25 protein-coding genes are annotated in these 22,124 nt (G+C 34.5%); 9 read left to right on the forward strand and 16 right to left on the reverse strand.

Features of this window, described 5'->3' with window-relative positions; genetic code table 11:
* Positions 1 to 229 precede the first annotated feature (229 nt).
* A complete protein-coding gene (gene ylbJ / locus G4D61_RS01650; RefSeq protein WP_163173087.1) occupies positions 230 to 1,447 on the forward strand; it encodes a dipicolinic acid transporter SpoVV in 1,218 nt (405 codons plus the stop codon).
* Positions 1,448 to 1,604: 157 nt separating this feature from the next.
* On the opposite strand, the gene coaD is transcribed toward ylbJ, so the two are convergent.
* The gene (coaD, locus tag G4D61_RS01655) at positions 1,605 to 2,096 is read right to left on the reverse strand and encodes a pantetheine-phosphate adenylyltransferase (RefSeq protein ID WP_025730133.1); all 492 of its coding nucleotides are present in this window, start codon (positions 2,094 to 2,096) and stop codon (positions 1,605 to 1,607) included.
* On the reverse strand, positions 2,062 to 2,658 hold the full coding sequence (gene rsmD / locus G4D61_RS01660; protein ID WP_025730135.1) for a 16S rRNA (guanine(966)-N(2))-methyltransferase RsmD: 597 nt from the start codon (positions 2,656 to 2,658) through the stop codon (positions 2,062 to 2,064). Before rsmD ends, coaD begins: the two co-directional genes overlap by 35 nt.
* Before the next feature lie 350 nt (positions 2,659 to 3,008).
* Between rsmD and G4D61_RS01665 the strand changes: the two genes are divergently transcribed.
* Positions 3,009 to 3,398, forward strand: a complete 390-nt coding sequence (locus G4D61_RS01665) for a DUF7147 family protein (protein ID WP_025730137.1) — start codon at positions 3,009 to 3,011, stop codon at positions 3,396 to 3,398.
* 194 nt (positions 3,399 to 3,592) lie between these two features.
* Here the strand turns inward: G4D61_RS01665 and G4D61_RS01670 are convergent, their stop codons facing one another.
* The 5 genes from G4D61_RS01670 to G4D61_RS01690 form a co-directional block, all read right to left on the reverse strand.
* Positions 3,593 to 3,868, reverse strand: a complete 276-nt coding sequence (locus G4D61_RS01670; RefSeq protein ID WP_025730139.1) for a YlbG family protein — start codon at positions 3,866 to 3,868, stop codon at positions 3,593 to 3,595.
* 339 nt (positions 3,869 to 4,207) lie between these two features.
* Positions 4,208 to 4,648 carry a YlbF/YmcA family competence regulator gene (locus G4D61_RS01675; RefSeq protein ID WP_025730140.1) on the reverse strand — a complete coding sequence of 147 codons (441 nt, stop codon included), beginning with the start codon at positions 4,646 to 4,648 and terminating at the stop codon, positions 4,208 to 4,210.
* 70 nt (positions 4,649 to 4,718) lie between these two features.
* A complete protein-coding gene (locus tag G4D61_RS01680) occupies positions 4,719 to 5,102 on the reverse strand; it encodes a hypothetical protein (RefSeq protein ID WP_025730141.1) in 384 nt (127 codons plus the stop codon).
* A 72-nt stretch (positions 5,103 to 5,174) separates the two neighbouring features.
* Positions 5,175 to 5,411: a YlbE-like family protein gene (locus tag G4D61_RS01685; RefSeq protein ID WP_025730142.1), complete on the reverse strand. Its 237-nt coding sequence runs from the start codon at positions 5,409 to 5,411 to the stop codon at positions 5,175 to 5,177.
* A gap of 15 nt (positions 5,412 to 5,426) precedes the next feature.
* Positions 5,427 to 5,843, reverse strand: a complete 417-nt coding sequence (locus G4D61_RS01690; RefSeq protein WP_025730144.1) for a YlbD family protein — start codon at positions 5,841 to 5,843, stop codon at positions 5,427 to 5,429.
* A gap of 197 nt (positions 5,844 to 6,040) precedes the next feature.
* Here G4D61_RS01690 and G4D61_RS01695 point away from each other — a divergent pair, with 197 nt between their 5' ends.
* Complete coding sequence (locus G4D61_RS01695) at positions 6,041 to 6,529, forward strand: PaaI family thioesterase (RefSeq protein ID WP_025730145.1); 489 nt, start codon at positions 6,041 to 6,043, stop codon at positions 6,527 to 6,529.
* Between the two features lie 44 nt (positions 6,530 to 6,573).
* On the opposite strand, the gene G4D61_RS01700 is transcribed toward G4D61_RS01695, so the two are convergent.
* Together G4D61_RS01700 and cyoE are read right to left on the reverse strand one after the other, a co-directional pair.
* A complete protein-coding gene (locus tag G4D61_RS01700) occupies positions 6,574 to 7,593 on the reverse strand; it encodes a CAP domain-containing protein (protein ID WP_163173088.1) in 1,020 nt (339 codons plus the stop codon).
* Positions 7,594 to 7,847: 254 nt separating this feature from the next.
* Positions 7,848 to 8,762: a heme o synthase gene (cyoE, locus tag G4D61_RS01705; protein ID WP_163173090.1), complete on the reverse strand. Its 915-nt coding sequence runs from the start codon at positions 8,760 to 8,762 to the stop codon at positions 7,848 to 7,850.
* Positions 8,763 to 9,514: 752 nt separating this feature from the next.
* Here cyoE and G4D61_RS01710 point away from each other — a divergent pair.
* Positions 9,515 to 10,417, forward strand: coding sequence for a COX15/CtaA family protein (locus tag G4D61_RS01710; protein WP_025730148.1), 903 nt, complete (start codon positions 9,515 to 9,517; stop codon positions 10,415 to 10,417).
* A 46-nt stretch (positions 10,418 to 10,463) separates the two neighbouring features.
* On the opposite strand, the gene G4D61_RS01715 is transcribed toward G4D61_RS01710, so the two are convergent.
* Positions 10,464 to 11,678 carry an FtsW/RodA/SpoVE family cell cycle protein gene (locus G4D61_RS01715; RefSeq protein WP_025730149.1) on the reverse strand — a complete coding sequence of 405 codons (1,215 nt, stop codon included), beginning with the start codon at positions 11,676 to 11,678 and terminating at the stop codon, positions 10,464 to 10,466.
* Between the two features lie 167 nt (positions 11,679 to 11,845).
* The gene (locus G4D61_RS01720) at positions 11,846 to 12,127 is read right to left on the reverse strand and encodes an Fpa/YlaN family protein (RefSeq protein WP_025730150.1); all 282 of its coding nucleotides are present in this window, start codon (positions 12,125 to 12,127) and stop codon (positions 11,846 to 11,848) included.
* 301 nt (positions 12,128 to 12,428) lie between these two features.
* On the opposite strand from G4D61_RS01720, the gene G4D61_RS01725 reads away from it, so the two are divergent.
* Positions 12,429 to 12,920: a hypothetical protein gene (locus G4D61_RS01725; protein WP_025730151.1), complete on the forward strand. Its 492-nt coding sequence runs from the start codon at positions 12,429 to 12,431 to the stop codon at positions 12,918 to 12,920.
* A 133-nt stretch (positions 12,921 to 13,053) separates the two neighbouring features.
* Here G4D61_RS01725 and G4D61_RS01730 read toward each other — a convergent pair whose 3' ends face one another.
* Positions 13,054 to 14,382 carry a PhoH family protein gene (locus tag G4D61_RS01730; protein ID WP_163173092.1) on the reverse strand — a complete coding sequence of 443 codons (1,329 nt, stop codon included), beginning with the start codon at positions 14,380 to 14,382 and terminating at the stop codon, positions 13,054 to 13,056.
* 173 nt (positions 14,383 to 14,555) lie between these two features.
* Here G4D61_RS01730 and G4D61_RS01735 point away from each other — a divergent pair, with 173 nt between their 5' ends.
* On the forward strand, positions 14,556 to 15,161 hold the full coding sequence (locus tag G4D61_RS01735; RefSeq protein ID WP_235929303.1) for a YhcN/YlaJ family sporulation lipoprotein: 606 nt from the start codon (positions 14,556 to 14,558) through the stop codon (positions 15,159 to 15,161).
* 144 nt (positions 15,162 to 15,305) lie between these two features.
* On the opposite strand, the gene typA is transcribed toward G4D61_RS01735, so the two are convergent.
* Positions 15,306 to 17,141: a translational GTPase TypA gene (gene typA / locus G4D61_RS01740; RefSeq protein WP_025730156.1), complete on the reverse strand. Its 1,836-nt coding sequence runs from the start codon at positions 17,139 to 17,141 to the stop codon at positions 15,306 to 15,308.
* Positions 17,142 to 17,263: 122 nt separating this feature from the next.
* Here typA and G4D61_RS01745 point away from each other — a divergent pair, with 122 nt between their 5' ends.
* A complete protein-coding gene (locus G4D61_RS01745) occupies positions 17,264 to 17,449 on the forward strand; it encodes a YlaF family protein (protein WP_025730158.1) in 186 nt (61 codons plus the stop codon).
* Here G4D61_RS01745 and G4D61_RS01750 read toward each other — a convergent pair.
* Both G4D61_RS01750 and G4D61_RS01755 read right to left on the reverse strand, forming a co-directional pair.
* A complete protein-coding gene (locus G4D61_RS01750; RefSeq protein ID WP_025730160.1) occupies positions 17,444 to 18,244 on the reverse strand; it encodes an inositol monophosphatase family protein in 801 nt (266 codons plus the stop codon). The two genes, G4D61_RS01745 and G4D61_RS01750, sit on opposite strands and share 6 nt — an antisense overlap.
* 502 nt (positions 18,245 to 18,746) lie before the next feature.
* A complete protein-coding gene (locus G4D61_RS01755) occupies positions 18,747 to 18,941 on the reverse strand; it encodes a YkzI domain-containing protein (RefSeq protein WP_025730162.1) in 195 nt (64 codons plus the stop codon).
* Positions 18,942 to 19,156: 215 nt separating this feature from the next.
* On the opposite strand from G4D61_RS01755, the gene G4D61_RS01760 reads away from it, so the two are divergent.
* The gene (locus tag G4D61_RS01760) at positions 19,157 to 19,768 is read left to right on the forward strand and encodes a DUF1054 domain-containing protein (RefSeq protein WP_025730164.1); all 612 of its coding nucleotides are present in this window, start codon (positions 19,157 to 19,159) and stop codon (positions 19,766 to 19,768) included.
* Between the two features lie 151 nt (positions 19,769 to 19,919).
* Here the strand turns inward: G4D61_RS01760 and G4D61_RS01765 are convergent, their stop codons facing one another.
* On the reverse strand, positions 19,920 to 20,186 hold the full coding sequence (locus G4D61_RS01765; protein ID WP_025730167.1) for a UPF0223 family protein: 267 nt from the start codon (positions 20,184 to 20,186) through the stop codon (positions 19,920 to 19,922).
* Between the two features lie 340 nt (positions 20,187 to 20,526).
* Between G4D61_RS01765 and G4D61_RS01770 the strand changes: the two genes are divergently transcribed.
* Positions 20,527 to 21,996, forward strand: coding sequence for an aminotransferase class I/II-fold pyridoxal phosphate-dependent enzyme (locus G4D61_RS01770; protein WP_025730169.1), 1,470 nt, complete (start codon positions 20,527 to 20,529; stop codon positions 21,994 to 21,996).
* Positions 21,997 to 22,124: the final 128 nt, after the last annotated feature.

Below are 22,124 nucleotides of genomic sequence, written 5' to 3' on the forward strand. Positions count from 1 at the left end.
TTTATTCACAATTTGTAAAAGGAGACAATAATAATGAAAGACTCTCGTTTTTCTATTTCATTGATGACTTCTCATTATATCTCGCTAGCAGAATGAAATTGTTTATGGTCTAATTTGTATCAACATAAGCATATTGTTTTATATGGGGACAAGTAAGTATCACAAGGAAACCATTAGATTCCATACATAATACATCATGATAGACATTTTGTTAGGGGAGGAACAAAATTTGATCCAGTCAAAAATCAAAACTGCCTTGTTAGCATTAAGCGTATCAATAATGGCCATATCCATGATCGTATTACCTGAGCAATCATTTAAAGCTTCAATTAGCGGGCTTAATATGTGGTGGGAAGTTGTTTTCCCATCATTATTTCCCTTTTTTGTCATATCCGAGCTACTGATAGGGTTCGGGGTTGTCCGTTTTTTAGGTGTTTTGCTTGAACCTTTGATGCGGCCATTATTTCGCGTTCCTGGTGTTGGTGGTTTTACTTGGGCAATGGGGCTGGCGTCCGGTAATCCAGCTGGAGCTAAGTTAACTGCACGGTTGCGCCAAGAAAAGCAAATTTCACAAATCGAAGCTGAAAGGCTTGTCGCCTTTACAAATTCGTCTAGTCCACTATTTCTTTTCGGTGCGGTTGCTGTTGGCTTTTTTCATAATCCTACACTAGGCTTTATTTTCGCTTTATCACATTATGCAGGAAATATTGTCGTTGGACTACTGATGAGATTCCACGGATCAAGCGCGGAAAAGAAAATAGCTAAGAGCAATAAGCAGTTTATTTTAAAAGAAGCATTAAAAGCTTTGCACGCCACGAGAATTCAAAACAACAAGCCAATCGGCAAGCTGCTTGGAGACGCTGTTATATCCAGTATCCAAACATTATTAATGATCGGCGGTTTCATCATTCTTTTTTCAGTTATGAACAAACTACTTTTTCTTTTACACATTACAACTTTTCTTGGCACCATTTTAAATAGCATTTTAAGCACCATTCATTACTCTGAAAATCTAAGTATACCAATTATATCTGGTTTTTTTGAAATGACATTAGGGAGTCAAATGATTAGCCAAGTTGAGCATACCCCTCTTTTACAGCAAGTAATTGTGACAAGCTTTATTCTCGGCTTTGGTGGATTCAGTGTTCAAGCTCAAGTAGCAAGTATTTTAGCACAAACAGATATTCGCTTTAAACCATTTGTAATTGCGAGAATTTTTCATGGGTTTATTTCTGCAATCATCACGTTACTTATTTGGAATCCTTTTTATAAACATTTTCTATCTTCAAAGGAAACTTATAAGATGGTTATTAACATGGGAGAAATGAATAAGGATTGGTGGCAGCATATGTTTAATTGGCTAGAAATTTACGGCCCTCTTATTACGATTGCGGGAATCATTGTGTATATTCTTGTTTATGCAAAAAAAATGACCAAATTAAATTAATGGAGCATTCAAACCCAAGGGCTGATGCTCCATTCTTTTTATATTAGCACTAAGAGTTCCTGTTTTAAGCGCAGAGTCGTAAAGGTTCAGCCTCCCCCGCGGAAAGCGAGCATTCTAAAGCGACAATCATCTACTCTCTTTTAATAAAAGAGGCTTCTTATATCATCTCTTTCGAAAATTTATACTGCAACGCTTCCTCAACTTCTTTTGGAACAAGTTCTGAAATAGGTCCATGATATTTCGCAATTTCTTTTACGATACTTGAACTTAGAAAAGAGTACTGATTATTTGTCATAATAAAAAAAGTCTCAATTTGATCATTTAACACACGGTTCATTGATGTTAACTGTAGCTCATATTCAAAATCAGAAATCGCTCTTAAACCACGTATGATTGCATTTGCATGTTTACTTTTTGCATAATCCATTAATAAGCCTTGGAACGAATCAACTTCTACATTTGGAATATCTTTTGTAACTTGCGCGATCAATGACTTTCTTTCCTCTACATTAAAAAGTGGTTGTTTAGCTGAATTATTTAACACAGCAACATATACTTTATCAAATACTTTCGCACCCCTTTTGATAATGTCAAGATGACCGTATGTTATTGGATCAAAACTCCCCGGACAAATCGCTATCTTTTCCATCTCCATTGTCCCCCCTATGAATATATATCGTTATCCCTGTAATCCCATACTTTGCTTGTTTATATATTGTTAAACTTGAGACTTCTTCCGGCAATTCAATTTCAACTGCATGCTCACAGACAACGTAACCGTTTTCAGATAACAGATGTTGCTCTGCTAGAAATGATAATATTTCTACCAATTTCTGTTTTTTATACGGTGGATCAAGAAATACTACATCAAAGACCATATTACGCTTCACTACTGCTTTTAATGCACGCTCTGCATTATTTCGAAATACTTCGCTTTTTGATTCAAGCCCACATTTTTGAAGATTCGTCTTAATCGTTTGTACTGCCTGAAAATCACGATCAATAAAAATTATTTTTTCCATTCCTCTACTCAAAGCTTCGATCCCAAGACCTCCGCTTCCAGCAAAAAGATCTAAACCAATACCTTTTGAAAAATAAGGACCAATCATATTGAAAATTGCTTCTTTCACCTTATCTGTCGTTGGCCGCGTTCCCATCCCAGGAACAGCATTTAATATTTTTCCTTTTTGTTTTCCTGAAATTACTCTCATTCATTTCACCACATATCAACAATTTTTCTTTACTATCCTACCATAACTCATGTTTATTAGAAAAGTTTTTCATTTAACCTTTTTACAGAAGTATAAATTAGCCTAAGTTGGTGATACTGATTATAGCAACATCATTTGAAGGTGTTGTTGCCAACCGCGGAGAAGACTTACGTTTCCCCATAAGTTCTTCCTCCGGTTTCTCCTCTCCCTTTCCCTTCTATCCTTACATAGGATATAGAAGGACCCTGCAGCATTACTGCAGGGTTTTTTATTGACCATAGATTCCAAAACAAACATCATATATAATATAGAGCGTTAGATTAGAATCCGTATTAAAGTGAGGGAATGTCATGTTACAGCAATTTATTGAGTTAGGGGAAGGGTACAGTGATTTATTTGAACTGATTGAGCTAGCCAAGTCAAATCAGCATAGACTGATACAAATGCTTGCACTTCATTCGGTTGTAAATGAAAAGCCTGTTACATCATTAGCAATTGTTCTGCAAGCGACAGATCCTGGTGAATTCCAGCCTATATATATTTGTCGAGAAGGAATCCCTAATCCCCATGTCAATCCAAATAAAAGATATCAGCTTTTTGAACAGCTTGCAGCTGAATGTAACAAACACATTATTGAATTTGAAGTAAGATCCTCGCAAACTTTTGCAGAAAAAGCACTTTACTATCAATATTTAATTGGTATTTTACGCATGAATAACGTGATACCTCGATTAACATAAAATATATCGAATCCGATTCTTCATATACTGGTCAAATAAATTTTCATCATATTCAAAGCTCATGTTCTCAGGCTTTAGCAAATAAAGAAGCATCATTTTTACGAAAAAGGAGATAAATAACATTTCTCCTCATTTCATAGAAATGATGCTTAAATAACGTGTCCATGCAATTGAACGATGGAATGACGGAATGATTACAAGCCAATTTTATAATCATATTCTTTTGCCTTATCTGGTTTTGCATTTTCATATTCCGTCTTTAAAAATGGTTTCCATGATACTTCCACTTTACGAACGAAAGAAAACTTACTAAGTTTTTCCTGTAAATAATCAATTTCTGTACGATCACAATATAATACTACGTATTTCATCCGTTTTGAAACATAATGAATATTACCAAATCTTTTAAGCAATTTGGCTTGTTTCAAATGATACAACCAAACAATAAGTCCTTGTCTATCAGATAACATCCATTTTTTCCCCTTAGATATGCTATTTTTTTGAGTTTAACATATTAAGCTTAGCACAAGCAATAAAGAAAACCGTTAATGACCTTCTCAATCAACGAAAGAACCTGAGCAACCATTGCACTCAGGTTCAAAAAGATTTTCAAAAAAATCCCCATCAATATTTTATGAAGGCTGTTTCCGTAAACTTGTCGCTTTTCATTAAAAAAGAAGCAGGGTTTTCCGCTCCATTGGTTCGCAATCTGGAAGCCGCTTCAGAGTAGTCTCAGCCCTTTCTTCCAATCATGAATCATTAAAATGATTTAAGCTAACAATTTTACTAATGAGCCTTTATTAAACAGTTTATGCTGAACAACCACAGCTTCCTCCTGATCCACATCCACCCGAGCAAGATGAATCAAAGAAGGGATTGCCAGTAGGTACTTTAATTTGTTCTGAAACAGATTTTGCAATACGGAGACTGATTTGATCAAGCAAATCTTGTAAGGCATTTTCTGCTTGCCTAAAACGAGCAACATTTTCATCGAGATCCATTTCTCGCTTCGCATCGCGCGTTTCTTTATTAATTCGTTTATAATCTGGATGGTATCGTCCAAAACGCTGTACATCCGCAAAAAGCTCTTTCATATGTGTAAAATGCTGAACTTTGCGCTGAGTTTCTGCATCCGTCTTTAATCGTTTATAACATTCTTTATATTGAGCTGCAATATCTGATTCAATTACCATTTTCGCCAAAATTTCAGCTTCAGCTAAAATTTCTACTCTTTCTATTGTTGCAAGCAAAATGCTCACCTCCATGATTCTATTTTATCATGTTTTTGATGAGCATGCGAATTCCTTAACATGAATCTATTTAAGAAACTGTTATATAAAATTGTCTATGCATTCCAAGTTGATGGCTGCTTTTTCTATCCAAAACATCTAACTTAACTAAATGAACTCCTCGCTGCATACCTTTCAACACAAATGCAGCTGTATTATAATCACCTTTCATTTGACCATCTACATATACCCTAATCTTTGCCCTTTTTACATGCGAGCTTTTGTCTGTAAATGTCACACTCGGAATAAAACATTCAATGAATAGCGTATCTTGTTTTACAAAATGGCGAACAACCATTTGACTTTCTTTCGGAGATGATGCATCAACCTTCGTCGTATTTTGATAGTGATTAAAGTGTTTTAAGCCTACTAATAGCAGTAACAATACTAAACCGATCATCACAATTTTTTTCATCATATCCACTCCTTGTCTTTTCTTTATTGTCACCAACAAGGAGCTTTTTACTCAAAAAATTTATAAAAATACTTAACTTTGATACATGCCTTGAATCATATGCATCATCATTGAAACCATTTGTAATCCGTTTGAAAATTTTTCAACACGTTGTGGAATGGTCTTTTCAAAAAAATGGAGTGAAGCAATTTGAAACTGTTCTATTTCTTCTGGATGACGTGTCAGCCTTCGGTACCAGATCGGTTGTTCCCTTAAAAACTCCTTCAACTCGCCTTGTTGATAAATGATCTTTAAGACATCCTCTCGCATCACTATCACTTCTCCCTAGTCTTTTCTAAATGAAAATGGACTATTACGGACTGGTTGTTCTGGTTGTGCTTTTGGTTGTTCATTACTTTGGAATTGAGAAAATACGCCTTGGACTGCACCGATAGCAGAGCTTAAATTTTGTAAATGATGTTGAACTTGGTTTGCATCCATTTTTTGAAAAAACTGACTCACTTGTGAAAACCAATTTTCACTGGATTTTTCTGTACTTTTTTCAGTATCAGCTTCTTTTTCAATTTTGTTGCCCTCTTTATATCTTTCCCAATAAGGATCATCTTCTCCGAGTAAAAACCAATCCTCATAAAATTCCTGTAATGTTTTCTGTCCCTGGCGAACTTCTTGAATCAGTAAAGGATGTTCCTTCGTAAATACTTTAAATTTTTCAACAGAAGGATGCAGTTTTTTATTCGACATTTTCCTTTCACCTCAGAGAACTAATAAACTTTGCCCATATTAAAATATGCTCAAACTAAAAAAAGGTGAAATTGTTTTCATTTTCATACTATTTTGGTACTATATAAGTTATACGGGAATCGTTAAAAATGTTGTTAAGCCCCAAATTGATATCGTTTTCACATGGAATTAAAATCACTTTAATGAGGTTATTATTTATGAATGAAAAAATCACACAATTACTTGATGAATGTTTAAAAAATGCTTCAAAAGAGGATTTATCTGTACTATCTCAAGTATTAGAAGGAATTGTTAATAAACAAAAACACGAAAAAGATCAATCATCTTATATAAAAGATTTATTTCAAATGAAACATCATTTTCAAGATGAAGAAGTAGAAATAACTATGCCAATTACACCTATAACCTTTAATCATTTTTCGATTGTTCATGGCGGAATAACAGCAACACTCTTAGATACAGCCATGGGTGGATTAGCAAATATGGTACTCCCAAAAGGGCAAAAAGCCGTCACTTCTAATTTAAATATTCATTATATTGCACCTGGAGCTGGTAGCTTCATTAAAGCAAAAGTTAAAATCATTCATCGCGGTTCAAATACAATGGTTATGGAAGGGCTAGCTTATCGGGACGATGGTGTCCAAATCGCCCATTGTACAAGTTCATTCTTTATTATTAAACATTAAGAAAAAGACTTCTAATAAAATAGAAGTCTTTTCTTAAGATCATGTTATCGTTGAGCAAAGTCTTGCGTGTAGTATTTATCATATACACCAACACCAAGACTAGTAAATTGACTATCCAGCATTGCTTTTCTATGCTCTTCTGAGTTTAACCAGCCTTCAACAGTAGCAGGACCATCAATATAATTTGCTGCAATGTTTTCACCAGCAGATTGATAAACGATATTTGCTGTTTTTAAACGTTTAGATAAATTTCCATATCGAGGTGAAGTATGTGAAAAATAATTGTCCACTGCCATATCTTTACTATGATCATAAGCAAATGTAGACAACTCTTTATCCCAATGTAATTTTGGCGCTTTGTATCGTTGGCGAATAATATTGGTCATATCAAATATTTGTTGCTCACTGCCTCTTTCTACTTCTTCACGTTTAGTACTGTCTATTGTTTCCTTCGCTAAATGTCCTTGATAGCTCATTGCATAAGGATGTTGCTGTACTAAAGTACGTTTATCCATAAATCTTACACTCGTTAAAGTTCCACTAAATTTATCGAGAGCAAGTTGTGCATAAATATCGCCAAGCTGAACTAACGGACTTATGTTTAAATCTTCCTCGGATAATTCAAAACGATATGTACCATCCTTCATTTTAACCGTTATATTCGTATTCATTGTAATGGTTTGATAAATCGTTTCTACTTTTTCACCAATTTTAAATGGAGAGACAGAAAGACCGGATCCTAATGCATAGATTGTTACGACTTTCCCATTTTTAACTCCCGCCTGAAAATAGGTGGCATCTTTCTTCTTATAGATCCACCAATCATAGCCATATGCAGAAGCATCAATTCTCGATGGTTTTCCAAATTGTTTTGTTAATTCTTTCGTTGATTTCCCAATATAAGTTGAAATTCCACTTTTAGGTCGGCTATAAGTGTTTACTTTGTTTTTCTCATTTATTTTTGCTTGATCATCAATTTTAGGTGGATTAGAAGGTTCTTTTATACCATTATGATTTGGACGCAATTCAAAATAAAATCCCACTAAAAAAATGATAACAAGCATAATAACGATTCTTGTAAAAATGCGCAGGTGAATTCACCTCTTTTAATATATTTCCCCATAACATCCTTTTATCTAATATTATTATATCATTTTATAATCATCTAAAAAAACAAACACCTTTTTCTATAAAAGTTTATCGTCATGTTTACTATTATATGCCATAGACTTATAAAAAAAGCAACTGCTCTCTTTGAAGAAAGAAGTTGCATCAAATTTATAAATATAATATTTAGTACTAATGAAAGCTCGATTCATTAAAAAAGCGTCAAAATAACCATCGCAACAAATAAGATCGTTAAATAATTCAATGAATAAATAAACATATACTTAGCCCATTTTAAATCATCTTTCATTTTAAAACCTGCAATGCTCAATACTAACCAGCCAATATTAAAAATTGTTGCTAGCATAACAAACGGAATGCCTATCGCTTTTAAGAAAAAAGGAATTGGTAATAAGCATATAACCCAAATTAACATATGCCATTTTGTCACTTGAAAACCGCGAATAACAGGTAACATTGGGATATTAGCTTCACGATACTCTTCGCATTTTTTCATCGCAATTGCATAAAAATGTGGCGGCTGCCAAATAAACATTAAAAGGAAGAGCATCCATGGAATAATACCTAAGTTCGGATCAACCGCAGCCCAACCAATTAGTGGCGGCACAGCCCCTGCAAAACTTCCTACTACAGTGTTGCTGACATAATTACGTTTTGTCCACATTGTATAAAGTACAACATAACTAAAAACACCAAACGCTCCTATGATTCCCGCAGTGACAGAAGTCATAAATAAAAGCACTGTACCGATTACTACAAAACTAATCCCGATCGTTAATACTTTGGCACCTGAAATTCTCCCCGTAACAGTAGGTCTAAAGTTTTTACTTTTCATTATTTGATCAATATCACGATCATAATAGTTATTTAAACTGCATGAGCCAGCTACAATTAAAGCAGTTCCTATTAATGTTAAAAAGATTGTATCTAATGATTGTAAAAAATGTTGATGGTTAAATTCTAATGCTAACCACATTCCCGTAAAGGCTGTGATCAAGTTTGAATTTACAATCCCCATCTTAATAAGTGCAAAAAAATCTTTTACAGCAGACGTTTCAACTGCTTCTGCACCATTTACATTTATCGTTACTCGACTATCAGACACGATAGCCCCTCCCCTCTTAGTCTTCACTTGTTAAAATCTGTTGCTTTTTCGCATATGGCAAAACCTTCTAAAGTATTGTCCCTTCCCTGTATAGATATTAAAGAAACATTATGATTTGGTTAACATGTTTGGCTGTTTTCGCAAACTTTGTTGCTTGTTCATCATAAAGAAGCGTTCATTTCCGCTCCAAAGGCTGGCTCCCCCGAAGGAGTCTCATCCACTGCGCAATCAGCTGCTCCATGAAAAGGCTAAGTAATAAACCTCGATTTAAAACAACGATCCTTTAGAAAAAAGCCAAATCTTTTTTAGAAAGATAATGAAAAGTATTAGCCATTACCTATTAACTATAAGACATGTTTCATAATTTATCTATTAAGTTTAACTTTTAGTAAAGACCTAGTATAAATATATAGGTTTAAATGTATGTGCGAAAAATCTAATCCTTCAATTTACTATTTAAACATGAATTTAACATATTATGTGGCATATTTAAGAACTATTTTTGACAAATCTGTGACTTGATAAAAAATATTTTTACTTCCTTTGATTTTACGTTAATATGTTAATGAGATTTCTCTTTTTAGTATGTTTGTAATTGAAACGTTTACTTTATACTGATTGGTATAATGTATGTAAATTAGCGTTCATTCCGAAGAAAGGTTTGTACTCCAAACTTTGGATATGTTTTAGTCTACCCAATAACTGACTTTAATAAAATAGGATCTCTGTATAAATTGAGGAGGATGAATAGGTTGCGTATTGCATTAAAATGGATCGGGGTTTTAACAACAATTATTATGATGGTTGTTTTAATCGGTGGCGCCCTTGTTACAAATACAGGCTCAACATTAGGATGTGGCCATCATTGGCCTTTATGTAATGGTAAATTTTTTCCTGATCCACTTACATTGAATAGTTTTATCGAATGGGCTCATAGATTTTGTACAGGCATTGCTTCAGCTTTTGTATTTATTTTAGCAATTTGGTCTTGGATTTCAATTGGGCATAAGAAAGAAACAAAGTTTTTAGTCATTACATCTATTATCTTTTTATTGCTACAAGCCTTTCTAGGTGCAGCTGCTGTCGTATGGGGTTCATCTAGTATCATTATGGCCTTGCACTTCGGAATCTCGCTTATCTCATTTGCATCCGTATTACTACTAACGCTTTTAATTTTTGAAGTCGATCAAAAATTTGAAGCAAGCGATTTAATCATTGATAAAGGCATGAAATGGCACACAATAGGCGTTACCATTTATAGCTATATCGTTGTATATTCTGGTGCTCTTGTTCGCCATACAAATTCAAGTTTAGTTTGCCGGGATTGGCCTTTATGCTTAAACAATGCACCTGGATTACCTGCAAATAAATTTGAATGGATTCAAATGGGCCACCGTTTTGCAGCTGGTTTAATATTTATTTGGATCGCTTATATCACCTATCGGGCTGTAAAACATTACAAACACGCACGTGTGATTTATTGGGGATGGATCCTTGCCTTAATCATTGTCATACTGCAAATCTTTTCTGGCGCTCTTGTTATTTTTACATCATTGAGTACAGTCGTTGCATTGTTACATTCATTTATTATTTCATGTTTATTTGGATTACTATGCTATTTAATTTTAATTATCGGCAGAAGCAAATCAGCATAAAACGAATAAAAGGACCTCGGTGGCATCACCGAGGTCTTTTTATGGATTATCTTGAGTAAATTTTAAAAGGTCTTTTCGAATGATAATCTGTTTCTTTATGTTTTTCTTGTTTCTTTTTAAAGTTTTCTTCATAGTTTTTAAACATTGAAACATTGACTAATATGCCCATTGATAAAGATAGTAGGACTAATGATGATCCGCCATAACTTATAAATGGTAACGGTACCCCTGTAATCGGGATTAGACCACATACACCGCCTAAATTGATAAAGGATTGAATCGCTAGCATGCTGGAAATACCAATTGCTAATAGACTTCCAAACGGATCTTTTATTTTCACGCCAATGTATATTCCACGTAGCACTAAATATGCTAGTCCTAAAATAACAAATAGAACACCTGCAACTCCTAATTCCTCAGCAATAATTGCCATGATAAAGTCTGTATGCGGTTCAGGAAGATAACCGAGTTTTTGAATACTTTGTCCTAAACCTTGCCCTTTTATACCACCAGAGCCTATTGCCAAGTATGAATTAACAAGTTGCAAGCCATCTGATCCTTCTGTTTTAAATGGGTGTAAGAATCCTGTAAAGCGGCTTAACCGTTCTGGCGTAAAAATCTTATGCCTTGCCAAGAAAATGAATGGTGAAAAAACGACTAGAACGCCTAAACCGATACTGAACAATCTCATAATCGTTTTAAACTTCATGCCTGAAGAAACGATAATCGTACAGCCAATTAAAAAGATAATGGATGCTGTACCAATGTCCGGCTGTATACCTACCATTAAGCAAACGACAATTAAGAAAATTAAAGGCGGTGCCACTCCACGATTAAAGGAATCAATGTATGCCTGTTTTTTTGCATACACTGCAGATAAGTAAATAATTACAACAAGTTTCGCAAATTCAGATGGCTGTAAAGAAGCTGTTCCGATTTCTAACCAGCTTTGAGCGTTATTGGAGACATGTCCAAATACAAATATACTCAACAAACCTACAACGATAATGCCCATAATCGAAATTAAAAATTTATTCGTCTGATAAATTTTATAAGGCAAAAATGCAGTCACTAGAAACAACAAAAATGCAAGACATAAATTTAATTTTTGTCGATCATAGAAAAAAGCGCTATCTACTCCATAGCGTTGTACTGCTACAACCATGCTCGCACTATAGATCATTACAAGTCCGAATAGACAGAGTAGAACATAAACTGCAATAATTGAATAGTCAAATGATTTTAATATTTTCTTGAACATAGAAACCTTCCATTCCTATAATCTATTAAGAGTTTTACTCCTAATCATGCAAAATTATAGCATTTTTTTTAACATAATTCTTCCCTAATTAATGGAACAAATATCTTTTATGTATTGTAAAAAAAACTCAAACAATTGTTTATTAATCGTTTGAGTTTTTTATTATGCTACTCTTTTATAAATGCATCATGCAATGTAGAAAGCTCTTTTTCTAAGGAATCAAGCAGTTCCTTACCATGTATCTCATCTACTAGTCCTAATCGAACAGCAAAATCTATTTCACGGGATAAACCAAACATTTGTGTATCCAATACTTCCTCATATAAAGGACATTGGGGCATCGTTAAGTTATCCATTTGAACCTTAATTAATCGCAAAATTTTATCTGCGTCTGCCTTTAATAGACTATAGGCCTTTTCTTGGTGGTTCACCCTTGTTTCAGACGCCACATTGATCCCCCCGTTCAAACTATACATAATCTATCTAAAAATTTTACCTTGAATTTTCATAATTTGCAAGTAAAACACAGGATAAGTTCATGATACAATTCAAAAAATAAAAATAAAACCTTCTGGCACGCCTGTTCCTATCTTTGCTTAAAACCACTTATAAAAATAATCATTCTGCTATTATCAATGAACCTATTAAAACTGGTAAATAAGGCAATTAATATTCAACTTTTAATCGCTTTCAAGTGACAATACAAAATATTAACGATATAATTTAATAGTTGGAAGGGGGAAAAGGAGAATGATTATTCCAGTTAAAGGAAAAGTGAAGTTTCCAATTACATTAGATATTGGAACATGGCTTTTTGATGATCACAAAATTGATTTAGATACATATTTTGAGCAAGATCACTCTGAAACAAATACAGATGAAGAATATTTAAAGAAAACGGGTCAATTTTTCGACCGGGAAATAAAAGAAGGAGCAATTACACAACCGCCACCGAAACCAAATACCCATTCTAAGCGGCAGCATATGAAAACGGGAAGCTTCGGCATAAAAATTGATCGTTTTATTAGAAATGCTGAACCATTAGACGATGCAAAAGACATCGTGTTTGAAACAGTAAATGGTGATATTCGTTTCCCACTTACCAAACTAGCAGAATTAATTCTAGCTTTCTCACATAAAGGAAAACCATTAAAAGACGATGGTCCGCTTCATATTTTATTTGATGATGGTTCTAATCGTGAAAATCCAATTAAATTTGTTTCCGGTTTGCGTATCGAATAACTATGTATGTTCTAGGATGTCAGACACTGAAATCGTGCCTGACATCTTTTTAATAGCCTGTTAAATAATCCTCCCTTGTCTTATGAGGACCGGCCCACACAAGAAGGAAACAATTATATATTTAACTAAGCCTTTATAATAAATCAGCAGCAATTTGTGCTAACCGAGATCTTTCACCTTTAAACAATTTAATATGACCAGCAATCGGCTCATGTTTAAATTTCTCTAGTACATATGTTAAACCGTTATTATAGGCATCTAAATATGGATGATCGATTTGGTCAGGATCACCCATTAACACAATTTTACTGTTCTCCCCAACCCTTGTTAGTATTGTTTTTACCTCATGCTTTGACAGATTTTGAGCTTCGTCAATAATAATAAATTGTTCTGGTATACTGCGGCCGCGAATATATGTTAAAGCCTCTACTTCGATCGAACTCATTCCTGCTAAAATATCATCTATTTCCCCTGACTTTTTCGTGTTAAATAGGTATTCCAAATTATCATAAATTGGCTGCATCCACGGACGCAATTTTTCTTGTTTCTCCCCTGGTAAATACCCGATATCTTTTCCAAATGGGACAATCGGTCTTGCAACAAGTAACTTTTTGAAAATTTGCAAATCTTCTGTTTGCATCAATCCCGCAGCCAGCGCCAATAAAGTTTTTCCGGTTCCCGCCTTTCCGATCATGGACACAAGGGGAATGTCTTCGCGAAGAAGCAGTTCTAACGCCATTGTTTGCTGCACATTTCTAGGTTTTATTCCCCAAATGGCATCTTGATTATATAATAATTTTTTCACCACTGTTCCTGATTGATCAACAATACCAATTGCTGACGATGAACTGCCAAGTGCATCCTTCATAATTAAAAATTGGTTTGGATAAAACGTCTGTGTTGTAAATTCACGAATGGCTAGTTCATTCTTTTGATAAAAACTTTTTAAATAATCTATATCAACAAAAATTTCCTGTAAGCCAGTATAAATATGGTCTGCTTCCACAACACGATCATTTAAAAAATCCTCCGCTTGTAAACCTAGTGCATCTGCTTTAACTCTTACGAGTGCATCCTTGCTCACCAAAATAACAGCTCTACCATTTTCTTTTGCATTTTCTTCAATAGAGAGATTTTTCGCTACTGCTAGAATCCGATTATCATTCGTTTTTTCAACGAAAATTTCTTGCAATTGAAAAAATGATCGATGATTTAGCTCAATTCGCAACATCCCTCCATTACGAAGTGGAATTTTTTCATGTAATTTCCCTGTTTGTCTAAAGCTATCCATTAATTTCGATACTTGTCTTGCGTTTCTTCCTATTTCATCCATGTTTCTTTTTTTTGAATCCACTTCTTCAAGTACAACTGCTGGGATCACTACTTCATTATCTTCAAAAGAAAAAATCGCATTAGGATCTTGTAATAATACATTTGTATCTAACACGTAAATTTTATTCAACTGGATGCCTCCTGCTTCTCTTGGATTAAATTATTTTATGAAAAATTGTTGGAACTGTTCATCTTTAGTGGACAAAGATTTCATTGCTAAAATATATGTCCAAATGTATAAAGTTAGAAGATTTTTACACACTAAACTTTAAAGGATGTATGAATACTTGGAGGTGCATTCCGTTGAGAATCATCCATACGCTCATGATTGTCAGTCTATTCGCCTTTTTAACAGCTTGTGTTGAAAACAATAGCCTGCAAAATGGCGAAAGAAAAGATGCGATTCCCAGAAACGTCTCAGTTAAAAACAGTGACAATCAAAACACAAATCGAAAATCTAACCTGCAAATTGCAAATCGTCTTGCACAAATTGCAAAAAGCATCCCTAAAGTAAAAAATGCTCGTGCAGTCGTATTTGGAAATTATGCAATTGTAGGGATAGACGTCGACGCAAATCTTGATAGGTCAGAAGTAGGATCGATCAAATATTCAGTTGCTGAAAGCCTAAAGCATGATCCATACGGGGCACAATCAATCGTTATTGCAGACCCTGATTTAAACGAAAGACTAAAAGAAGTTGGAGAAGATGTTCGCGCCGGAAAACCAGGGCAAGGTATTTTAAATGAGCTAGCAGATATTGCCGGTAGAGTCATGCCGGAAATTCCTAAAAATATTGTAGAACCATCAAACCCAAATCAAGCTCCAGAGAAGCCTAAAAAGACCCTTAACGATTCTCAAGGTAAGCAACTCAATAAAGAACAAGAGAAACAATCAAATCAGCACAAATAAAGAATGAACAGCCTAGACGATGCTAGGCTGTTTTTTTTGAATTTATAAGTTAAACACGCAAATAAGCGAAATCAACTAATCATGACACGTTGACAAACCAAAAAAAGAGTACTCAAGATTTGATCTAGAGTACTCTTTTAATCATTATGCTTTTTTCAGCCTTTTAGCCAATTTTTCACGTTCGTTTTTATTTAAAATCTGTTTGCGCAAACGAATAGATTCTGGAGTCACTTCACAATATTCATCGTCATTTAAATATTCAAGTGCTTCCTCCAATGACATAATTCTTGGCTTTTTAATTACAGATGTTTGATCTTTCGTTGCAGACCGCACATTCGTTGCATGTTTCATTTTTGTAATATTAACGGTAATATCATTTTCACGTGTATTTTCGCCAACGATCATACCTTCATAAATATCTGTTCCAGGTTCAACAAAAAGGGTACCTCTATCTTCTACTTGCATCATACCATAAGTTGTTGCTTTACCTGTCTCCATAGATACAAGAACACCATTACGGCGTCCCCCAACACGACCTGGTTGCAATGGTTGATAACTATCAAAGCTATGGTTTAAAATACCATATCCTCTTGTTAACGTCATAAATTCTGTTGTGTAGCCAATTAAACCACGTGCCGGAACATTGAAAATCAGACGAACTTGTCCATTTCCATTGTTAATCATATCTAGCATTTCACCCTTACGTGAACCAAGCGATTCAATAATAGAACCTGTATGCTCTTCAGGGATATCAATTTGTACTCTTTCAACAGGTTCACATTTCACACCATCAATTTCTTTTACAATAACTTGTGGTTTTGAAACTTGCAGTTCAAATCCTTCACGGCGCATGTTTTCAATCAAAATAGATAAATGTAGTTCACCGCGGCCAGATACGACCCATGCATCTGGAGAATCTGTATTTTCAACACGTAAACTTACATCTGTTTGCAATTGTGAACGCAATCTTTCTTCAATCTTTCTTGCTGTTACAAATTTTCCTTCGCGACCAGCAAATGGGCTATTGTTGACAAGGAAAGTCATTTGCAACGTTGGTTCGTCAATACGAAGAGGCGTTAATGCATCTTGGTGATCAATAGGACAAACAGTTTCACCTACGTTAATATCTTCCATACCGGAAACTGCAATGAGATCTCCAGCATTCGCTTCTTGAATTTCTTCCCTTTTCAAACCAAAGAAGCCAAATATTTTCGTTACTCTAAACGTTTTGACAGAACCATCCAATTTCATCAAAGCAACCTGTTGGCCTACATGCATATTACCTCGGAATACTCGTCCAATTCCGATACGTCCAACATAATCGTTGTAATCAAGAAGTGCCACTTGGAATTGCAATGGTTCTTCACGATTGTCAACTGGAGCTGGGATATGTTCAATAATGGTTTCAAATAGAACCTGCATATTCTCATTTTGCTTAGCTGGATCTGGATCAAGGCTTGCAGTTCCATTCATCGCAGAAGCAAATACAACAGGGAATTCTAATTGGTCATCATTAGCATCCAATTCAATGAATAATTCTAATACTTCATCCACTACTTCTTTTGGACGTGCAAAATCACGATCAATTTTATTGACAACGACAATTGGTGTTAAGTTTTGCTCAAGCGCCTTTTTAAGTACAAAACGCGTTTGCGGCATACAACCTTCGTACGCATCTACAACTAGAAGGACACCATCCACCATTTTCATAATTCGCTCTACTTCGCCGCCGAAGTCTGCATGTCCTGGAGTATCTAAAATATTAATTTTTTTATCTTGATAATGAACAGCCGTATTTTTAGCAAGAATTGTAATGCCTCTTTCGCGTTCTAGGTCATTAGAATCCATCGCTCTTTCTTCGACATGCTCATTGGAACGAAATGTGCCGGACTGCTTTAATAACTGATCGACTAAAGTTGTTTTACCATGGTCAACGTGAGCTATAATCGCTATATTACGTAAATCTTCTCTTCTTTTCAAAAAAATTTCCTCCTGCCTAACTTAAATCTTAGTTAGTGTCTCTGTAACTAAATTATTGTAACATATTTACTAGAAATGATAAAAGTTTTTAGGTAAAATGATAATTAAAGGGAGGGCTTTTTATGCGAGAAATCAAGTGGGTATTTGTTTTCTTTGCTTTCGCTGCATTTCTTTCCATTTGTGGAATAGGAGTTGCAATTGGAGCAGAGAGCATCTTCGGTCTTTTCATTTCCATCGTTTTATTATTTTTTATTATGGGATTTGGATTTAAAACAAAGAAAAGATACCGCGAAGAAGGAAGATTATAAGCTTCCTTCTTTTAAATATTTATTTAAAATCGTTTCATGCAAACTTGGCTTGCTTACAAATACAGGACTATTTTCCAATATTTTCAACGGCTCTCCTTTAATATCCGTCATAATACCGCCTACCTCTTCTATTATAACCTTTCCAGCTGCAAAATCCCATGGTGATAAGCGCATTGTGATATACGCATCAAGCCTACCTGTAGCCACATATGCAATTTCCAATGCTGCTGAACCATAGCAACGAATTGCTCGTACATCTTTGACTAGCTTTGATAATTTTTTTGGGTCTATTTTTCGGTTCTCAACAACCCAAGTCGGATTTAACCCTACAATAGCGTTTTCAATAGCAGCATCCGTAAGTTTTGGAATCGGAACATCATTAAAATATGCTCCCTCCCCATGAACAGCATGATAAAGTTCTTTGTGAATCACATCATATATATAGCCTAATTTTCCCACTCCGTTTTCATAAATACCGATAGAAATCATAAAATTTCTTTGTTGATGCACAAAATTTACTGTTCCATCAATCGGATCAACAATCCATAACATTCCGTTTGTACAATCAATCTTCTCGCCTAATCCTTCCTCACCTAGAATATGGTGATCCGGAAACTTATTTTTAATATGTTGAATAAAGAACTGTTCAATTTCTTTATCAATATTTGTCACTAAATCATTTCGGTCTGACTTTGTTTCAATTTCAATTGAGGTAGAAAATGAGGCCAAAATCTTTTCTCTTGCCTCTTCTAACCACTCTCGAACGTATGTATCAATTTCGTCCCAATTATTCATATAGAACCCTCCATTGAATACTCTTGATTTTCTTAAGAGTAAAGGAAAACGTATTATTTATCAAGTTTTGAAAACTTTCACTCTAATCCATCAGCATTATTAAACAATACTGGATAAAATTGTTAATATCAGCCATTGTGAAATAATAAGTATGTACGGCAAAGAAGGAAAAAAATTATTTTCAATAAATAGTAGTGGTTTTCGCTTCGGAGGTCGTATACTCCTGCAGAAACTCCCTTGAACGCACTTTTCCTGCAAAAGTCTCTTTCGCTACAATAACTGGAAATGAATGATTTTATTAAAATTTAAACATACTTAAATACGTAATCTTTTGCTTTCAGATCTAATAGATCGGATGAGTGATTCCATTTTAGGAGGACGCTTTCCCCAGACAGTCCGGAAAAATCCTCGTAGCTTTGCGAATCCAGGGTCTCACATAAAAAAACCCCCATTTTTTAAGGGAGCAAAATTTTTTCCAGGTAAGCCAAACATTTTCTTACTTTTACATAGCATCCATTTTTAAAAGTTCTTCACGAATTTTTTCCAGTTTCTTAATGGTTTTTTGCTTAGTTTCTTCATTTTTGTTTTCCATTGCTTCGAACAATGTTGCAAGCTCGTAATCTAATTCCAGCCTTAAAACCGCAATTTTTTTCTTTTCATACTGCTGTCTTTTTTTGGAATTAATGACTTGTTTCAATTCTCACACTTCCTTCCATTGGATGATCGAATTTTCAGATATTGTTTTATATATATTATGAACTTGTCGGAATGATGTAACAAAATTGGGTGAAAATCTATTTTTTTATTAAACAAACCACTTTAATTTTCAAGACACGCCGTCGAATGTGATAAAATAATGATGAATATTGTCATAACATGTCTAATTTTATTATTAAACTGAGGTGAACATATATGAACATCGCATCATTTACTGAGCAGGACTTTCAAGTCTTTAACATAGAGGGACTAGATGCAAGAATGGAGCAATTGAAACAAACAGTACGACCGAAGCTTGAAGCGTTAGGAGCGTATTTTACTCCTACACTATCAGCCATTACAGGAGAAGAGATGTTTTACCATGTCGCTAAGCATGCTCGTCGTACGATAAATCCGCCTAATGATACGTGGGTTGCCTTTTCAAGCAATAAACGTGGTTATAAAAAATTTCCACATTTTCAAATTGGACTTTGGGAAACACATTTGTTTATATGGGTTGCAATTATTAATGAATGCCCAATAAAGGACGAGATCGGAAAAAAGTTAGAGAAAAAAATTAATCCAATTATCGAAAATATCCCAAGTCATTATGTTTGGTCCAATGATCATACGAAACCGAATGCCAGTATATTAAATAAACATGAGCTTCAATCACTATTTCGCCGTATGCAAGTTGTAAAAAAAGCAGAAATGCTTTGCGGACTCCATATTCCCAAAAATCAAGCGATTGAGATGTCCCCTGAAACATTGATTAAAACAATTGAAGATGTATTTATTCATTTATTACCCATATATAAAATCGTCTAAACCATTGTATTAACATAACAATTTTCAGTACTTGATTAAAAAAGGCCGTCTCTCGATCGAACAAATACGGATTATAAGTTAAAACAGCTCTTATAATATGTTATGTTTGATCATATTTGAGACAGCCTTTATCTTTATAAAAAAAGATTGGTTACATTTTAATTAACCCTGATTCGGACTCTTTCATTTTTTTTACTGCTCTATACGGAGAGTACCCACTTACTTCTTCAAACTCATTGCAAAATTTTTTCTCATCTGCTTTACCAGGTACAATCTCTTTAAAGCGTCGATAACGGCTTAAAAGTTCATCACGTTTTATGCCTTTTTCATATGCCTTTTCAATTGCTTCAAAAAAATGAACGACATCAATTACTTCCTGTGTTGACCAATCCATTGAAAAAGGATATTGATATTCCACCAATTTCACCATCTTTCTCACTTTTTTAACACATACACATTTTACATAGATAGCCTCTTTTCATTCAATTATTCTAGTATAATAAATAATTAAAAATAAGCAATTAAGTTTCAGCGTTTCTTTCACTTTTATACGTAGCTTATCACTACAATTGTCATTTCATACTTGTGATGTGATTGAACAATACCCACTTTATTATAACTAAGTGCCCTTATATCTAATTTCTATATGAAATAATTATTTTCCTTTTTATACGGAAAACTATTTAAAAAGATAGAGTGAAATGCTATAATTCATTTGTTTTGTTAACGATTATTTTATAAAAAAGGTGGAGAAGTCATTGTCGCAATTGGACACACCATTATATACAGGTTTACTTAGACATGTTAGTCGCAACCCCATTCAATTCCATATTCCTGGCCATAAAGCGGGAAACGGCGTTGATCCTGAGTTTCGTCAGTTTATTGGCGAAAATATTTTCAAGCTAGATTTAATTAATATTGAGCCATTAGATGATTTGCATTCACCACATGGAATTATTATGCACGCACAACAGTTAGCAGCTGAAGCTTTTGGCGCTGATCATACATTTTTTTCAGTCCAAGGAACAAGCGGTGCGATTATGACAATGGTCATGAGCGTTTGCCATCCTGGAGATAAAATTATTGTTCCGCGTAATGTTCATAAATCTGTTATGTCAGCAATTGTTTTCTCAGGAGCAATCCCTATTTTTATTCATCCTGAAGTAGACAATCAATTAGGAATTTCACATGGCATTACACCAGAGTCCGTTTCAAAGGCATTACAACAAAATCCTGATGCGAAAGCTGTGTTAGTCATAAACCCGACTTATTATGGGATTTCCGCTGATTTAAAAAGTATTGTTGAGATTGCCCATGCATATCATGTTCCTGTGCTTGTTGATGAAGCCCATGGTGTTCATATACATTTTCATGATGAACTTCCATTATCAGCAATGCAAGCCGGTGCAGATATGGCAGCAACAAGCGTCCATAAACTTGGCGGCTCACTTACTCAAAGCTCGATATTGAACATTAAAGAAGGACTTATATCTAAAAATCACGTTCAAAGTATGTTTAGCATGCTTACAACAACATCTACATCCTATATTTTACTTGCCTCTTTAGACGTTGCACGAAAAAGATTGGCCACTGAAGGGAAAGAAATTATTGAGGCAACCATCCAACTTGCGAAAAAAGCGCGCAAACAAATTAATGAAATCGATCATTTGTATTGTGTTGGCAATGAAATTTTAGGAACAAAAGCGACGTACGATTATGACCCGACGAAATTAATTATTTCTGTAAAAGATCTTGGCATTACAGGTCATGATGCAGAAAAATGGTTACGTGAAGTATATAACATTGAAGTTGAACTTTCTGACTTATACAATATTCTTTGTATTGTCACACCTGGAGATAGCGATCAAAGTGTAAACCAATTAGTTAAGGCGTTAGAAGAGCTCTCTAACACTTTTTCACATCTTTCAAGCAAGCTTGATGTTCAAGTACTATTACCAGATATTCCTTTACTTGCTTTAACACCGCGTGATGCATTTTACGCTGAAACTGAGACGATACCGTTATCAGAATCTGAAGGGAGAATTATTGCGGAGTTTGTAATGGTTTATCCTCCAGGAATTCCAATCTTTATTCCTGGGGAAATCATTACAGAAGAGAACTTAAATTATATTCGCACAAATTTAGAAGCTGGATTACCTGTTCAAGGGCCAGAAGACCCTCAATTAAATACAATAAAAGTCATAAAAGAACATCGGGCAATTAAATAAAGATATTAAGATATTAAAACATACTAACATTAGTAGCGCAAACCTAGGCCATGGTTTGTGCTACTATTTTTTTATAGTAGAAGTGAAGGAAGGTCGACCAACCTCTGGGACCATGTAAGAGTCCGTAT

Source organism: Heyndrickxia ginsengihumi, assembly GCF_011008565.1.
In the GTDB taxonomy this organism is placed as follows: Bacteria; Bacillota; Bacilli; order Bacillales; family Bacillaceae_C; genus Weizmannia; species Weizmannia ginsengihumi.

What these genes read in the sequence shown, in the direction of transcription:
- coaD (WP_025730133.1), bottom strand. Translation starts at nt 2,096, where the DNA reads ATGGAAAAGATAGCGATTTGTCCGGGGAGTTTTGATCCAATAACATAC.
- rsmD (WP_025730135.1), bottom strand. Translation starts at nt 2,658, where the DNA reads ATGAGAGTAATTTCAGGAAAACAAAAAGGAAAAATATTAAATGCTGTT.
- G4D61_RS01665 (WP_025730137.1), top strand. Translation starts at nt 3,009, where the DNA reads ATGTTACAGCAATTTATTGAGTTAGGGGAAGGGTACAGTGATTTATTT.
- G4D61_RS01670 (WP_025730139.1), bottom strand. Translation starts at nt 3,868, where the DNA reads ATGTTATCTGATAGACAAGGACTTATTGTTTGGTTGTATCATTTGAAA.
- G4D61_RS01680 (WP_025730141.1), bottom strand. Translation starts at nt 5,102, where the DNA reads ATGAAAAAAATTGTGATGATCGGTTTAGTATTGTTACTGCTATTAGTA.
- G4D61_RS01685 (WP_025730142.1), bottom strand. Translation starts at nt 5,411, where the DNA reads ATGCGAGAGGATGTCTTAAAGATCATTTATCAACAAGGCGAGTTGAAG.
- G4D61_RS01690 (WP_025730144.1), bottom strand. Translation starts at nt 5,843, where the DNA reads ATGTCGAATAAAAAACTGCATCCTTCTGTTGAAAAATTTAAAGTATTT.
- G4D61_RS01695 (WP_025730145.1), top strand. Translation starts at nt 6,041, where the DNA reads ATGAATGAAAAAATCACACAATTACTTGATGAATGTTTAAAAAATGCT.
- G4D61_RS01700 (WP_163173088.1), bottom strand. Translation starts at nt 7,593, where the DNA reads ATGCTTGTTATCATTTTTTTAGTGGGATTTTATTTTGAATTGCGTCCA.
- G4D61_RS01715 (WP_025730149.1), bottom strand. Translation starts at nt 11,678, where the DNA reads ATGTTCAAGAAAATATTAAAATCATTTGACTATTCAATTATTGCAGTT.
- G4D61_RS01725 (WP_025730151.1), top strand. Translation starts at nt 12,429, where the DNA reads ATGATTATTCCAGTTAAAGGAAAAGTGAAGTTTCCAATTACATTAGAT.
- G4D61_RS01745 (WP_025730158.1), top strand. Translation starts at nt 17,264, where the DNA reads ATGCGAGAAATCAAGTGGGTATTTGTTTTCTTTGCTTTCGCTGCATTT.
- G4D61_RS01750 (WP_025730160.1), bottom strand. Translation starts at nt 18,244, where the DNA reads ATGAATAATTGGGACGAAATTGATACATACGTTCGAGAGTGGTTAGAA.
- G4D61_RS01760 (WP_025730164.1), top strand. Translation starts at nt 19,157, where the DNA reads ATGAACATCGCATCATTTACTGAGCAGGACTTTCAAGTCTTTAACATA.